This window comes from Sphingomonas sp. TF3, assembly GCF_003985085.1.
Taxonomy (GTDB): domain Bacteria; phylum Pseudomonadota; class Alphaproteobacteria; order Sphingomonadales; family Sphingomonadaceae; genus Sphingomonas.
In genome coordinates, this window is sequence record NZ_RWKS01000011.1 from 82832 (window position 1) to 97465 (window position 14634).

Annotated in this window: 16 protein-coding genes and 1 tRNA gene; 7 read left to right on the forward strand and 10 right to left on the reverse strand. The window is 65.5% G+C overall.

The genetic code is table 11. From position 1 onward, the window contains the following. Positions 1-2: 2 nt before the first annotated feature. Positions 3-209, reverse strand: coding sequence for a cold-shock protein (locus EJC47_RS11715; RefSeq protein ID WP_010185321.1), 207 nt, complete (start codon positions 207-209; stop codon positions 3-5). Positions 210-576: 367 nt separating this feature from the next. On the opposite strand from EJC47_RS11715, the gene EJC47_RS11720 reads away from it, so the two are divergent. Beyond that, complete coding sequence (locus EJC47_RS11720) at positions 577-894, forward strand: hypothetical protein (RefSeq protein WP_126847845.1); 318 nt, start codon at positions 577-579, stop codon at positions 892-894. Between the two features lie 89 nt (positions 895-983). Here the strand turns inward: EJC47_RS11720 and recN are convergent, their stop codons facing one another. Next, positions 984-2648 carry a DNA repair protein RecN gene (gene recN, locus EJC47_RS11725; RefSeq protein WP_126847847.1) on the reverse strand — a complete coding sequence of 555 codons (1665 nt, stop codon included), beginning with the start codon at positions 2646-2648 and terminating at the stop codon, positions 984-986. A gap of 62 nt (positions 2649-2710) precedes the next feature. Further along, on the reverse strand, positions 2711-3664 hold the full coding sequence (locus EJC47_RS11730) for an outer membrane protein assembly factor BamD (RefSeq protein ID WP_033965572.1): 954 nt from the start codon (positions 3662-3664) through the stop codon (positions 2711-2713). 135 nt (positions 3665-3799) lie between these two features. Between EJC47_RS11730 and EJC47_RS11735 the strand changes: the two genes are divergently transcribed. Continuing rightward, positions 3800-4624 (forward strand): class I mannose-6-phosphate isomerase, encoded by an 825-nt coding sequence (locus tag EJC47_RS11735; protein ID WP_126847849.1) that lies wholly within the window; start codon positions 3800-3802, stop codon positions 4622-4624. 61 nt (positions 4625-4685) lie between these two features. Beyond that, positions 4686-5858 carry a glycosyltransferase gene (locus EJC47_RS11740; RefSeq protein WP_126847851.1) on the forward strand — a complete coding sequence of 391 codons (1173 nt, stop codon included), beginning with the start codon at positions 4686-4688 and terminating at the stop codon, positions 5856-5858. Here EJC47_RS11740 and EJC47_RS11745 read toward each other — a convergent pair. Genes EJC47_RS11745 through yajC form a run of 5 tightly spaced genes read right to left on the reverse strand, consistent with a single transcriptional unit; the run spans position 5844 to position 10374 of the window. Further along, positions 5844-7034 (reverse strand): DUF3089 domain-containing protein, encoded by a 1191-nt coding sequence (locus tag EJC47_RS11745; RefSeq protein ID WP_126847853.1) that lies wholly within the window; start codon positions 7032-7034, stop codon positions 5844-5846. The genes EJC47_RS11740 and EJC47_RS11745 overlap by 15 nt on opposite strands. A gap of 55 nt (positions 7035-7089) precedes the next feature. After that, positions 7090-7470, reverse strand: a complete 381-nt coding sequence (locus tag EJC47_RS11750; protein ID WP_126847855.1) for an Mth938-like domain-containing protein — start codon at positions 7468-7470, stop codon at positions 7090-7092. Continuing rightward, entirely contained in the window at positions 7470-8423 is a 954-nt protein-coding gene (gene secF, locus EJC47_RS11755) for a protein translocase subunit SecF (RefSeq protein ID WP_126847858.1), read from the reverse strand. Before secF ends, EJC47_RS11750 begins: the two co-directional genes overlap by 1 nt. A 12-nt stretch (positions 8424-8435) precedes the next feature. Continuing rightward, on the reverse strand, positions 8436-10025 hold the full coding sequence (secD, locus tag EJC47_RS11760; RefSeq protein WP_126847860.1) for a protein translocase subunit SecD: 1590 nt from the start codon (positions 10023-10025) through the stop codon (positions 8436-8438). A 4-nt stretch (positions 10026-10029) separates the two neighbouring features. Beyond that, complete coding sequence (gene yajC, locus EJC47_RS11765; RefSeq protein WP_033965566.1) at positions 10030-10374, reverse strand: preprotein translocase subunit YajC; 345 nt, start codon at positions 10372-10374, stop codon at positions 10030-10032. A gap of 135 nt (positions 10375-10509) precedes the next feature. Between yajC and EJC47_RS11770 the strand changes: the two genes are divergently transcribed. The 3 genes from EJC47_RS11770 to EJC47_RS11780 all read left to right on the forward strand — a co-directional run bounded on the left by EJC47_RS11770 (position 10510) and on the right by EJC47_RS11780 (position 11678). Next, positions 10510-10821 carry a putative quinol monooxygenase gene (locus EJC47_RS11770; protein ID WP_033965565.1) on the forward strand — a complete coding sequence of 104 codons (312 nt, stop codon included), beginning with the start codon at positions 10510-10512 and terminating at the stop codon, positions 10819-10821. A gap of 29 nt (positions 10822-10850) precedes the next feature. Then, positions 10851-11537, forward strand: a complete 687-nt coding sequence (locus tag EJC47_RS11775) for a hypothetical protein (RefSeq protein ID WP_126847862.1) — start codon at positions 10851-10853, stop codon at positions 11535-11537. A 64-nt stretch (positions 11538-11601) separates the two neighbouring features. Beyond that, positions 11602-11678 (forward strand) — tRNA-Pro (locus tag EJC47_RS11780). Between the two features lie 37 nt (positions 11679-11715). Here EJC47_RS11780 and EJC47_RS11785 read toward each other — a convergent pair. Further along, a complete protein-coding gene (locus EJC47_RS11785) occupies positions 11716-13113 on the reverse strand; it encodes a hypothetical protein (RefSeq protein ID WP_260591557.1) in 1398 nt (465 codons plus the stop codon). A gap of 201 nt (positions 13114-13314) precedes the next feature. On the opposite strand from EJC47_RS11785, the gene EJC47_RS11790 reads away from it, so the two are divergent. After that, positions 13315-13938, forward strand: a complete 624-nt coding sequence (locus EJC47_RS11790) for a response regulator transcription factor (protein WP_033965563.1) — start codon at positions 13315-13317, stop codon at positions 13936-13938. Here EJC47_RS11790 and EJC47_RS11795 read toward each other — a convergent pair. Beyond that, positions 13914-14633, reverse strand: a complete 720-nt coding sequence (locus EJC47_RS11795) for a response regulator transcription factor (protein WP_033965562.1) — start codon at positions 14631-14633, stop codon at positions 13914-13916. The genes EJC47_RS11790 and EJC47_RS11795 overlap by 25 nt on opposite strands. Position 14634: the final 1 nt, after the last annotated feature.

Sequence of the window (14634 nt, forward strand, 5' to 3'; positions counted from 1 at the left end):
GCTCAGGCTTGCGCCAGCCGAACGGCCGAAACCTTGCCGCGACGGTCTTCTTCCAGCTCGTAGGAAACGCGCTGGTCGCGGTCGAGCGTCGCCATGCCGGCGGCTTCCACCGCGCTGATGTGGACGAAGGCATCGCCACCGCCGCCCTCGGGCGCGATGAAACCATAACCCTTGTCGGCGTTGAAGAACTTAACGGTGCCGATAGCCATACCTAATTCCTTACGTGCCGGTGCCGCGCCGCAGCGTCGGTACCGGATGGGGCCGAGATCGAAGACGGATGCGACGTCCGGCCCCGGCCGGCGCATCCGATCGCGACGCATCAGCCGTGCGCGGAAGGTCCGCAGCGGACGGGCTGTGCAAGAAAGCGGGAAAGGAGAGCCAAGAGTGCGCATCCGATGCCAGGCAAGCGGGAGCGCGGGACGTCTCTCAGCCGCGCGATGCTTGAGAGCGGACTCGCGCGATAGGACGGCTGTAGCAGGTTGTGCGAGGAATGTCGTGGAGATTGCGCGGCGGCGGATTGTGTCGGTGGCAGATGGCCGTTAGCCTTTCCCGAACATCCCGGCAGAGGGGCCGACCATGATCCTGATGATGTTGGCCCTGGCACAGTCTGCACCTCCAGAGGACGAGCGGTCACATCGCGCGAGTGTCGATTTGCCCGCCGCCTGGCACCCGGCCTCTTGTCCCACTGCAGAGCCCGGCAGCGACATCGTTGTATGCGGCAGGCAAGACGTAGCCGAGAAATTCCGCGCGCGTCCGCTGCCGGAAAAATATGCGGAAGTGGGCGGGCCGGGGATCGGCATCGATCTCGGCAAGGGGGTGCGAGGCAATCTATATGCGGGGCAGGGGCGGACCAATGACAAGGGCATCATGTTTACCGTGACGATGCCGTTTTAACAGCCGATCCGCCGTCGTTCCGTCACCCCGGGATGAACTCGGGGTGACGGATTCGGTGCTGGGTTTGCGGGTTGCCGATACGGATGGCTTTACGCCGTCTCCAACAACCTATCGGCTTGCGCGCGCGCCTCGGGCGTGATCGTCGCGCCCGACAGCATCCGTGCGATTTCCTCGCGGCGGGCCGTGTCGTCGAGCGTCGTCACGCCGGTACGGGTGACGGTCCCGTCATGGCTCTTGGCGATCAGCAGGTGGTGCTGCCCTCGCGCCGCGACTTGCGGGCTATGCGTGACCACCAGCAATTGCGTCGCTTGCGCCAGCCGCGCCAGACGTTCCCCGATGGCACTCGCCACGGCACCGCCGACGCCACGATCGATTTCGTCGAAGATCATCGTCGCGGCCCCGCCTTGATCGGCCAGCGCAACCTTCAGCGCGAGGATGAAGCGCGACAATTCGCCACCCGAGGCGATCTTGACCAATGGCGCGAAGGGCGCGCCGGGGTTGGTCGAAATCTCGAATTCGACGCGGTCCTTGCCCGCCGCCGACCATTGTTCGCCGGGCGCTGGCGCGACGACGGTGCGGAAGCGGGCGGCATCGAGTTTCAGCGGGATCAACTCCCCCTTGACCGCAGCGTCGAGCCGCACTGCGGCGGCGGTGCGCGCCTCGCTCAACGCGGCGGCGGCCCTGTCATAAGTCGCGCGCGCAGCGGCGAGCTTCGCTTCGAGCGCGGCGATGCCTTCTTCCCCGGCATCGAGCGCCTCCAGCTTGGCGGTCAGGTCGTCAGCCAACTCGGCCAGTGCATCGGGTTGGACGCGATGTTTGCGCGCCATGCCGCGCAGTTCGAACAGCCGCGCCTCATCCTCCTCCAGCGCGGCGGGATCGAACCACAGATCGGCCTTGGCCTCGCGCAGTTTCTCCTCGGCGACCGCGCCCTCGATCACCGCGCGGTCCACCGCCGCCAGCGCTTCGGCGAGCGCCTCGTGGTCCTCTGCAATCCGCTCCAGTACGCGCGCCGCCTGGCGGAGTTGCGCAAGGCCACCGTCCGATCCCTCCAGCCAGCTTTCGATCGCGGCGAGATCGGCGGCGATCTTTTCCGAACGCTGCATCGTTCGGCGGCGTTCGGCGAGGGCTTCTTCCTCCCCCGGTTCGGGGGCGAGCGCGCGCAGTTCGGCGACGGCGTGTTCCAGCCACTCACGGTCGCGTGCGGCAGTGTCGATCGTCGCGCGCGCCGTCGCCAGCGCAGCTTCGGCATCGCGCCATGCTTTATAGGCGGTCGCCGTAGCGCCCGCGTCGATCCGTCCGAACGCATCGAGCAAGGCACGGTGCCCGCGCGCGTTGAGCAGCCCACGATCATCATGCTGGCCGTGGATTTCGACGAGATAGGTCGCGAGTTCGCGCAGCAGGCCAGCGGAGGCTGGCTGATCGTTGACGAAGGCGCGGCTGCCGCCATCGGCCTTGACGATGCGGCGGATCATCAACGGCTCGCCGGGATCGACGTCGAAGCCGTTCTCGCCGAGCAAGGTAGCGATCGGCCCGGTCGCGTGCGGTGTGTCGAAGGTGGCGGTGACCACGGCTTGCGTCGCGCCCTGCCGCACCAGCCCGGCATCGCCGCGCGCGCCGAGCGCGAGGCCCAGTGCGTCGAGCAGAATCGATTTGCCGGCACCGGTCTCACCCGTCAGCACGCCCAGGCCCTGCCCGAAGTGCAGGTCCAGCGCCTCGATCAGCACGACGTCACGGATGGCGAGAGAGATCAGCATGGGTCTGCCGCCCGCTTTACCCGAACAATCGATGTTCCGGTATCGTTCTTTTTGGTCGAACTTCAGCTGCCTGGGTTGGGGTTGCCTGGGTTGGTCGACGAACCGCCCGAGGTCGGCAAAGCGCGCGCGTCGCGCTTCGGCTCGTGGGTTTTGAGCGGCTTGTCGGGAAGCGATTTGTCGGGCAGCGGCACGATCAACTGGCCCGGCGCGATCGCCGCGACCGCGACGGGGGGGTGTTCCTCCGACAATTTGTACGCGCGGCTATACCATTGCGTGCCGGGATAATTGGCCCCCAGCACGGCCGCCGCCTTGCGAGCCTCATCGGGCACGCCGAGCGCGAGATAGGTTTCGGTCAGCCGCATCAGCGCCTCGGGTGCGTGCGTGGTCGTCTGATAATCGTCGACCACCTTGCGGAAGCGCATCGTCGCGGCGAGCCATTGGCCGCGCGTTTCGTAGAAGCGACCGATCTCCATTTCCTTGCCGGCCAAATGGTCGCGCACGAGATCGATCTTGAGTCGTGCATCGGCGGCATAGCGCGTGTTGGGGTAGCGGCGCGTCAATTCGCCAAGCGCATCGAGCGCCTGCTGCGTGATCTTCTGGTCGCGCGTGACGTCGCTGATTTGCTCATAATAGCCGAGCGCGACGAGATAATAGGCATAAGCCGCGTCGCGGTTGCCGGGGTGGACCGATATGAAACGCTGTGCGGACTGGATCGAAGCGGTGTAATCATGCGCGAGATAATAGCTGAACGCGCTCATCAACTGTGCACGACGCGCCCATACCGAATAGGGGTGCTGCCGCTCGACCTCGTCGAACAGCGCCGCTGCCAGCTTATATTCCTTATTGTCGAGCCGCTGCTTCGCTGCTGTGTACAGCGTGCCGACGTCGCGCGCGACATAGGGTATGTCGCCCTTGGTCCGGTTGCGCGCGCACCCCGTGGAGGTGAGCACGGTCGCGGCGATCAGGCCGACCGCGAGGCTGCGGAAAAGGGGCGAGCGGGTAAGGGGGGTACGCATCGGCGTAAGCCTTAGCCTAACCCCGGATGCGCGAACAATCCTTTTCGACGGCATGCTTGCGACGGCGCGTTTTCAATACGGATCGCTTCGCGCTATCGGAGCGTTGCCATTTTCGGATTCGATTGGAGTACCCCTGTGACCGCCACCCTGCTTGCCACCAAACGCGTCGAGAAACCCTGGGGGCGCACGCAACTGTGGCCCGGCTTCGCCAATCCGGCACCTGGCGGCGAGAAGATCGGTGAGGTGTGGTTTCAGACGCCGCATGCAGGCGAGCCCGAGCTGCTGATCAAATATCTCTTCACCAGCGAAAAACTGTCGGTGCAGGTTCACCCCGACGATGCGGCAGCGCAGGCGGCGGGCTATCCGCGCGGCAAGGACGAGGCGTGGCTGATCCTGGCAGCCGAACCCGATTCGACGATCGCGCTCGGCACGCTGGAACCGATGACGCACGAGGCGTTGCGCGCGGCGTCGCTCGACGGTTCGATCGAGCGTCTGCTCGACTGGAAACCGGTAAAGGCAGGCGAATTCTATTATTCGGAAGCGGGGACGATCCACGCGATCGGTGCTGGCATCACTGTGATCGAGGTGCAGCAGAATGTCGATCTGACGTATCGCCTGTACGATTATGGCAGCGACCGGGAGCTCCATCTCGATGCGGGCGTGGCGGTATCCAACCCCGTGCCGTTCGTGCCGCTGCCGACCCCTGCACCGGACGGCCGCGACCATCAGGTGCTGGCCGAAGGGCCGAAATTCGTGGTCGAGCGCTTTGCGGCCGGTCACCGCGTAATCGATTTGCCCGAGGGCGTGACGGCGTGGCTGGTGCCGGTCGCCGGTGCCGGTGTCGTCGATGGCGTTGCGTGGCAAGCGGGCGAGTGTCTGACGCTGTCCGGTCGCTGTGAAATTGCGGCGGAGGTCGGAAGCGACTTGCTGCTGGCGTATCCCGGCGACAAACGCATTTAAACCGGCCCCTCCCTGAAAGCCGGGGAGGGAAACGGTAAGTGTTTCGCGCTACATCGCACCGATGCTGCGCGTACTGACCCTTTCGACGCTGTTTCCCGATGCGTCGCGGCCCAATTTCGGCGTGTTTGTCGAACGGCAGACGCTTGGGCTGGCGGCGCATCCAGGGGTCGATCTGCGCGTGGTGGCACCGCTGGGGATACCGCCTTGGCCGCTTGCGCGGCACGGGCATTATGCCCCGCTCGCGGCCTTGCCCGAGCGCGAGACGTGGAAGGGCCTCGACATCCGCCGCCCGCGCTTTCTCGCGCTGCCCGGCACCGGCGGGCGGTTTCATGCGGGTTCACTGGTGCGACGGCTGGTCCCCCTGCTCACCGCGCTCCGCCGCGATTTCGCGTTCGACGTGATCGATGCGGAGTTCTTTTTCCCCGATGGTCCGGCTGCGGTCGCGCTGGGGCGGCATTTCGGCGTGCCGGTGTCGATCAAGGCGCGCGGGGCGGACATCCATCATTGGGGGCGCGCGCCCGCGACCGCCGCGCAGGTGATTGCGGCGGGGCAGGCGGCGGACGGGCTGCTCGCGGTGTCGCAGGCGATGCGCAGCGACATGGCGGCGCTTGGCCTCACGGAGTCGCGCATTCGGGTGCATCATACTGGCGTCGATCTCGATCGTTTCGCGCCCCGTGATCGTGCGACGGCGAAGGCCCCTTATCGCGTCACCGGCCCGCTGATCGTCTCGCTGGGGGCTCTGATCCCGCGCAAGGGGCATGGCCTAGTGGTGGAGGCGATGACATCGCTGCCGGGCGCGACACTGCTGATTGCGGGCGAGGGGGCAGACCGCGCGGCGCTGACGGCCCAAATCTCCGCGCTGGGCCTGACCGATCGCGTCCGCTTGCTCGGCAGCATCCCGCATCGCGATCTACCCGCCTTGCTCGGCGCGGCGGATGTGATGGCGCTGGCATCGGCATCGGAGGGGCTCGCCAATGCCTGGGTTGAGGCACTGGCGTGCGGTACGCCGATTGTGATTACCGACGCGGGCGGCGCGGCGGAGGTGGTAACCGAGCGCGCCTTCGGGCGCATCGTCGATCGCAGCGCTTCCGCTTTTGCACAGGCGATCGGCGATTTACTCGCCGATCCGCCGAGCGCACAGCAGGTACGCCGTGGCGCGGAACGTTTTACCTGGGCGGCCAATACTGCCGCGCTCTACGATCACCTCGCCGGGCTGGTGTCAGCCCGCCGGTGACGTCGGATGCTTGGCCAGCCACGCTTTGGCCTGCAGGTTGCTGAGCTCGACCAGATTGCCCATCACCACCGGCATATCGATCAAGTGCAGGCCCCAGTCCCGGAGCGTCATCCCGCCATAGACGATGTCGCCGACGATCGTGCCGGTGCGTTTGTCGGTCGGCTGGGCGTGGATCGTCAGCGCAAGATAGTTGGCCTTGCCCGTGCTGGCGCAGGCGGTGCTGAGCAGGCCTGGCACCTTGACGAACGGCGTCGTGACGGGGGCACCGTCGGTCGTCCACGGCCCCATCGGCAAGCTGCTCATGCCAGCGCCCTTCGCGCCGAGATACGCGTCGGTGGTGGCACCTCCGGTCAGCGCCGCCGGATCGACGCAGGCTCCGACCATGCCGGGCTCGCTGACAATGCCGAAATGGCTGTTGGCGGGCGGCGGCGCATCGGCGCGGAAGGTGACGTAACTGACAACGCAGCCGACATCCTTGGCGGTGTGGCAGAGCGGTGTCGATTGCAGATCGCCGCCGACGTCTTTGCCCTCCGGCACCGCGACCGTGGTGCCCGGGATCAGCACGGAGATGATCTGCTGCTGCGCCGGCGTGCCCTCGATCGCCTTGGCGACCAGGTTCTTCAAGATACCCGCGCCCTGGCTATGGCCAATCAGCACGACGCCGCGCCCGTGATTGTCGTATGCGAGATACTCCTCCCACGCTGCCTTGACGTCGTGATAGGCCATCGCCCGGTCCGACGTGTCAGGCTTGCCGATCAGCTTCGCGCGGAGCGCCGCGATCGTGACCTGGCGATAGAGCGGCGCGAAGACCCGGCAATATTTGGCGAACCGCCCGGCCTGGAAAGCGGCGACCGAGTCCTCTTCGGGACCCGCGACCATGTCGCTATTGGGCGTCGGATCGTTCGAGACGGTGGGATAGACGTAGAAACAATCGAATTTCGGATCGGTGGTCGCCGAGAATTTCTCGGTGCTGCGCGATCCATCGGCCTTGATGATCGTCGCATCCTGGTTGGCGTCGCACGGATCGACCTTGCCGGGGCGGCACAGCCAGCTTTCGGGCTTGCCATAATCGGGCGCGGCAGCGGCGGCAGGCGGCGTGTCGGCGGTTTGCGCGCTGGCGAAAGCGGGGGCAGCGGCCAGGGCCATAGCGGCGGCCAGATATACTCTCATCGTCATGACGCGACTCTCCCCCAAGCGTTTTACGGGCAGGATAACGCCGCCCGCGCGCTCGTCAAAGCGGATAGAGCGCCCCTGCGACCTGACGGCCCTCGCCGCGCAGCACGGCCCAGGCCCGCGCGGCGGCGCGACTGTCCATCGCCTCCACGCCGACGCCTTGCGCCTCCAGCGCGCGGACGAAGGCGGGCGGGGGGCGTTGCATGGTGGCACCAGTGCCGAGCAGCAGAAATTCCGGCCGGGGATCGATCGCCAGCAACGGCGCGACCGCTTCTGCGTTCAGCGCGTCGAGCGCGGGCGGGGCCCATTCGTCCGACCCGTCGGGCCAGATCAGCAGCGCGCGATAGACCCCGCGAAACGCGTCGGCTTCGACCTTAAACCCGCCTTGCGAGAAGCCGGTGATGATCGGGCCGACTCCGCGCTCGCGTTCGATCCGCATCAGCCGACCTTGGGCGTTCCGGCGACGGGGGCGTCGTCAACCTTGGGATCGGGACGCAGGCCGAGCGAGATGAGTAGCGAGGACGACACGTAGATCGACGAATAGGTGCCGACGAAAATGCCGAGGATCATCGCCGCAGTAAAACCGCGCAGCACCTGGCCGCCGAAGATGAGCAGCGCGAACAAAGCGAGCAGGATCGTAACCGAGGTCATGACCGTGCGCGGCAGCGTTTCGTTGACCGACAGATCGACGATGCCGGCCATATCCATCTTGCGATAGCGGCGCATATTCTCGCGGATACGGTCATCGATGACGATCTTGTCGTTGATCGAATAACCGATGATCGTCAGCACGGCGGCGACGATGTTGAGGTCGAATTCAAACCAGGTCAGCGCGAAGAAGCCGAGCGTCATCAGCACGTCGTGGACGATGGCGACGACGGTCGACACGCCGAACTGCCATTCGAAGCGCAGCACCGCGAACAGGCCGATGCCGATCACCGCGAGCACGACCGCGAGCACGCCCTTACCGATCAGCTCGTTCGAGACCTTGCCGCCGACGACGTCCTGTTTCGAGAATTTGGCATCGGGGAACGCCTTGGTCACCGCCGCCTGCACTTGCGCGACGACGCGGTTGGCGGCACCGTCATCGGTGTCCTTGGGCGGCGGCAGCTTGATCGAGATGGTCTTGCCGTCGGTGCCGACGGCCTGCAGGCGCACTTCGCCCAGATTGAGCCGATCGACCGTGCTGCGCAGCGTGTCGAGCGAGGGCGGCGTATCGAACTTTTCCTCGATCATCAGGCCGCCACGGAAATCGACGCCAAGATTGAGGCCGCGTGCCAGCACGATGCCCACGGCGGCGATCGACAGCAAAAGCGTCAGCCCGAACGCCCATTTGCGCAGCGAGACGAACGGAAGGTTGGTGTTATCGGGAACGAGTTTCAGCAGGCGCATATGTCTGGCCGATCAAATATTGATTTCGGTCGGGCGATTCTTGCGAATCCACAACACGACCAGCATCCGCGTGAAGGTGACGGCGGTGAACACCGAGGTGACAATGCCGATCAGCAGCACGACCGCGAAGCCCTTGACCGGGCCCGAGCCGAGCAACAGCATGATCAGGCCCGAAATGGCGTGGGTCGCGTTCGCCTCGAAGATCGTGCGGCTCGCTTCCTTGTATCCCAGTTCGACCGACTGGATCACGCTGCGGCCACGACGGCGTTCCTCGCGGATGCGCTCGTTGATCAGCACGTTGGCGTCGACCGCAGTGCCGATCGTCAGCACGAAACCGGCAATGCCCGGCAGTGTCAGCGTGCCGTTGAGCAGCGCCAGCACGCCCATGATGACCACGACGTTGATGACCACGGCATAATCGGCATAGAAACCGAAGCGGCCGTAAGTGACGATCATGAACAGCACGACCAAAGCGACCGCGATGCACGAGGCGAGGATGCCGGCGTGGATCGAATCGTTACCCAGATCCGAGCCGACGCTATGTTCCTCGATCACTTTCAGCGTGATCGGCAATTTGCCCGAGCTGAGCGCGATGGCGAGGTTGTTGGCGGATTGGACCGTGAAGCGGCCCTCGATATAGCCCGAGCCGCCCAGGATCGGCGTGTTGATACGCGGCGCGGAAATCACCTGGCCATCGACGATGACGGCAAACGCCTTGCCGGTATAATCCTGTGTGATCCGCGCGAACTTGCGACCGCCCTCGGCATTGAAGGCGAAATTGACGATCGCTTCGGTCGAATCGGGTTTGAAGCCCTGGCTGGCGCTGACCAATTGGTCGCCGGTCAGGATCGCCTGACGTTTGACCAGGATCTTCGCCTGCGGCCCACCTTCGGGATAGGGCAGGACCTGGCTGCCCGCAGGGACGATGCCGCCCGCCACATAGGGCGTATCGTCGACCATCTTGAATTCGAGCTTGGCGGTCTTGCCGAGCAGATCCTTCAGCGCCTTGGGGTCCTTCAACCCCGGCACCTGCACCACGATGCGGTCGGTGCCCTGGCGGACGATGGTCGGCTCCTTGGTGCCGAGCTTGTCGATACGCGTGCGCACCACGTCGGTGGCGGTGGACATGGCGGTGTTGACCGCCTGGGTGATGCCCGCCTGGGTCGGCATCATCACAATGCGTGAGGAATCGACGACGCTCAGATCCCAATCGCGCTGGCCGGTCATCCCGGCACCGCCGATATGTTTGTTGAGCAACTCACGCGCGGCATCGAGCTGACGCACATCGCGCACCAGGAAGCTCAATTTGCCGCCGTCGGTGGAGATATCGCCGATCTGGATCGGCGGGGTCGCGGTGCTCAGATCGTTGAGGATTTCCTCGCGTTTTGCCTCAAGCCGGTTCTTGACCAGTTCGTTGGTGTCAGCCTCGAGCAGCAAATAGCTGCCGCCGGCCAGATCGAGCCCGAGATTGACCTTGGGGTGCGGGAAGCCGCCCCAGCGATCGGTGATCGAATCGGGCAGGAAACTGGGGATCGCCAACGCCATAAGGCAAGCGAGCAGGCCAAGGATCGAAGCGACCTTCCAGCGCGGGAAATCCAGCATCGGATCAGTCGTTCGCGGGCTTGGCGGTGCCGAGCGGGGTCACCTCGGCCAGCGTCGCCTTGACGACCTTGATCTTCAGCGTCGGCGCGATCTCGACCTCGACCACCTTGTCCTCGACCTTGGTCACCTTGCCGAGCACGCCGCCCGCGGTGATGACCGAATCGCCCTTCTTGACCGCGTTGATCGCGGCGGCCTGCGCCTTGGCGCGGGCTTGCTGCGGGCGCAGGATGAGGAAGTAGAACACGACGAACACGAGCAGCAACGGCGCGAAGCTGACGATCATCGGGAGAAAGCCATCGGGCTGCGCAGCGGCACCGGCGGTCTGGGCGAAGGCGGGGGTGGCGAACATGGGCTACCTTGGTAAAGCTGGACCCGCCTGCGCATCTTGGCATGCGGGGATGGCGAGATCTTGCGACCTCGTTACAAGCGGCGGGCGCTATCATCTAGTGTGCGTTCACGCAACATGCGGGTTGGAGACAGACATATGACGATCATCGTAATGGGCCATATCAAGACCGTACCGGGCGATCTGGCAAAGATGACCGAGTTGCTCGCGGCACATGTCGAAAAGGTCCGCGCGGAAGAGGGCTGTGAACTCTACGCCTTCGCCGTCGATGTCGCCGATCCAGACCTGTTGCATATTTCCGAACGCTGGGCCTCGGTCGAGGCGCTGGGCGCGCATGGCGAGGCACCGCACCAGACGGCCTTCGGTCGCGCGCTCGGTGATTTCGGAATCGTTGATTTCAGCGTGAAGGCATGGGACGGCACGTTCTGGAGGACGCTGCGCGGAGAATAGCGCGCCCCGCCGCGCGAGGGAGGATTGCCATGAGACTGTTCCTGGCTGCTACCGTTCTGGTATCGACACCGTTCGCAACACCGGCCTTCGCGCAAGCGCCCAACGGGCGCGAGGCGCTGACTCAGATGGCGTTTTTTGCGCGGGACAAGGCGGTGGCGCTGGACCAGATCGCCAGCGTCGAGGCGGCGGCGCGGGTGACGCTGGCGCGTGCGCCGACCGATGCCGAGGCGCTGATGACGCTGGCAATGGCGACGAGCTATCGCGCCAAGCTCACCCGCAACCGTGCCGACGCGCTGTCCGCGCGCGATCAGTTCGAGGCGATCGTCCGCCGCAACCCGCGCGATGCCGAGGCGCAGGCGGCATGTGGCGCGTGGCACCTCAATGCCGTCGTGTCGCTCGGTACGCTGATGGCGCGCGGTGCGCTTGGCGCGCGCAAGGCCGACGGCCTCGAGTCGCTCGACCGCGCGATCGCGCTGGGCGGCGACCGCGCGCTGTTCCCCGCGCTGGAAGGGCTGCTGCGACTCGCCATCGACGGCACCGATGCCGGGGCCGCCGCCTTGCTTGCGCGCGCCGCGAAGGGCAGCACGCCGACTCCGCTGGACCGAATCCTGCAGCGCCACGCGGTGCAACTGGCGGTGGTGGTGCAAGGCGGGGACGCCAAATTGATCCAGGCGCTGGCCAAACGCCTGCTGCCGCTCGGCCAGATCAAGCAATAACGGGTGTTCGCGCGGAAGTGGCTTGCATCGCGGCGCGCGCCAGCCTAGACGCGCCTCCCTCGGTCGGGGCGTAGCGCAGCCTGGTAGCGCATCACACTGGGGGTGTGGGGGTCGCAGGTTCGAATCCTGTCGCCCCGACCAGAGATTCCTCCCTTGCAAAGCGGTTGCCCAGTGCTCGTTAGAGCCGCGCCACCACCACGCCCAGCACCACCACCACCAACGGCACGCCCGCCAGAACCCACCGCCAGCGCGGTAGCGCGCGGATATCGGCGCGGGGGAGCGTCAGCGCGGCGGCGATGCCGATGGCGGCGATCGTCCACAAATGATAGCGCACTTCGGACGCCACGCTCAGCGGGAGATAGCTGAAGCCGTACAGCACCGCCGACCACGCCATCGCCGCCGCTGGGTCGAGTGTCCGTACCGCTGGCCGCAGCACCAGCAGCCCGACCCCGAGCGCGAGCCAGCAGATCGGCCAGCCGAACGGCGTTCGCAGCAACGCCTGCGCCGCCGTCGCCACCGCATCGCGCGCGGCATTGGGGGCGAGCGTGAAGCCCCACGGATTGGGATCCGACGCAAGCGACAACCCCGGCAAATCGGCATCGTGAACGAGGAACCGCGAATTGCTGTTGAAATGCGCGAGGCGATGCTCGGCATAAGCCAGCGGATGTGCCAGCACGGCCTTCGCCCACCAGGCATAAGGGCCGTGCCCGGCCCTGAGCGGGGTGCGCAGCGTGGTGAAGCCGATCGCGCACGGATCGGCTCCCCACCAGGCATAGCGATCCCACGATACCGGTGTGTAGCATTGGGCATTGACCGCAACCGGGTCGTCGACCTCGACCGCTGGAAACATGGCGGCACCGCTGAAGCGCCCGATCCCGCCGAGATCGTAAATAACCAGCGACAGCTCGACCCCGCTGCGCTCGGCGTGGAGCGCGGCATTGGCGAGCGGCAGTGCCAGGGCCAGCGGGATTGCGGCGAGCACGCTGGTCATGGCCAGGCGCGGCAGCGACCGTCGCCAGGTCGCTGGGGCCGTCAGCACGAGCAGCGGCAGGCATGCAGGCACGGCGTTGAAGCGCAGCGTCGCCGCTGCCACCAGCACGATCGCGGCGATGCTCCTGCCCCAGCGCTCGCCCGGTCGTGCGGCCGCAATCAGGCCGCTTGCCAGCAGCAGCGCACCGGCGAACAGGCTGTCTTTCAATACCGTGCCGATCAGCACCAACATTACCGGTGACAAGGCCAGCACGGCGATAACCAGCGCAGCACGGCGGTGATCGCGCCGTGTTGCACGCAGCCACAATGCGGTTCCGCTCCAATACAGGGCAAGCTGGAGCACGAGCATCGGTGCCGGGCCGGAGCCGAACACCCGAAATTGCCGCCACAGCCAGCTCATGGCGGGCGGATGCCAATCGTCATATCGACCGCTAAGGGCCTGACCGTATTGCCGAATTGCGTCCCAGGTGAGGATCCCCGGCCAGAAGAGCAGGCCGTGCGCTACGGCGACGAGCAAGACGACCGTAAACGCCAGGGCGATCGACCGCTGGTCGCGGGTACGCCATCGTGTTGAAAGGCCGCTCACTGGCAACGGCTACCATAGCAGCAAATAAATTTCATCCGTCGTCAATCCGTAATATGCGGACTGACGTACTATTAAAAATTACGCTAACATCGTTTGAATGTCTTGAAGTTCCGTAGTATTTTTCGACGGCAGAGGTCGTCTGCCGGTGCGGTGCGGGTTAGCGGCCGCCGCGAAAGGCGATGAAGCAGGGGGAGACAGAGCTTGGCTCGAACGATCTTGATCGCGGATGATCATCCGATGTGTGCCACCGCCTTGGGAATGGCCGCCCAGCAAGTCGAGCCCGAAATCGCTATCGACCAGGTCGGGACGATTTCCGACGCAACTGCTTTGGCGCAGGAGCGCAAATTCGACCTGATCCTCCTCGATCTTGGTTTGCCGGATGTACAGGGTTTGGCCGGTTTGCTGATGTTGCGGCGCTTGCAGCCGCACGCGAGAATCGCAATCGTCACCAGCAGCGATCAGCCCGCCTTGATGCGGCGCGCGGCGCAGGAAGGGGCCAGTGGCTTTATTCCCAAAAGCGAGCCGATGTCCGCGATGGTAAAGGCGATCGCGGCATTGCTGTCGGGCGAAACCTCGTTTCCCCCGGAAATGCTGGAAGGTAGCGATCCGGTCGAGACGCCGTCGTTGATTGGAGAATTGTCGCCGGCGCAATTCCGCGTGCTGCGCGCCGCCGCCGATGGCAGCCAGAACAAGCAAATCGCGTATGAGCTGGGCATCGCCGAAACCACCGTGAAGACGCATTTCGCGCAGATTTTCAAGAAACTGCGCGTCACCAACAGGACGCAGGCGATCTTGGCGCTTCAGGCGCTAGACGTCGCTGCGTGACGGCGCGCCTGGTCGATTGCGGCGACGGTCGCAGTCGCGCAGGCGACAATCGGGCCTCCGCTGCGTTCGGTCTCCTGCTCGATCGCGCGGCACTGCTGGGCGAGATCGAGCGCGCCAATCCCGTCTGCCGCGCCGCGGAGCGCATGGGCCTGGGTGACCGCGCGCCGAAAGTCCTCTTCGGCTAGCAGTGTGGCGATCCGGTTGGCGCGCTCGACAATGTCGGTCGCCATCATCGCGAGGAGCGTGTCGGCCTGGGCATAGCCGACGGCAGCGCGCAAATCCGCCAGGCGCGCCATGTCGATCAGCGATGCGCCATCGGTGGGCGGCGGTGGGGTCGCCAGCAACTGTTCGATCTTGTCGATCAACGCGCCCGGATTGAAGGGTTTGCGGACATAGTCATTGGCACCCGCCTCCATGGCGAGCTTCGCATGCCATTCGCTGCGCCGCGCCGTCAGGATCAACACCGGCAACGTCTGGAACATCGCGGACTGGCGGATTTCGCGGAGAATGGCGAGGCCGGTCTTGCCTGGCAAAGCGCAATCCAGAATCGCCAGATCGGGGCCGCATTCCCACAACACGTCCACCGCATCATCCCCGTCGCGGACTGCGACCACCGTGTGGCCGAGCGGTGCCAGCGTACGGGCAACGATGGCGCATAGCAGCTCGTCATCGTCGACCATGACAATCGTCGCCATC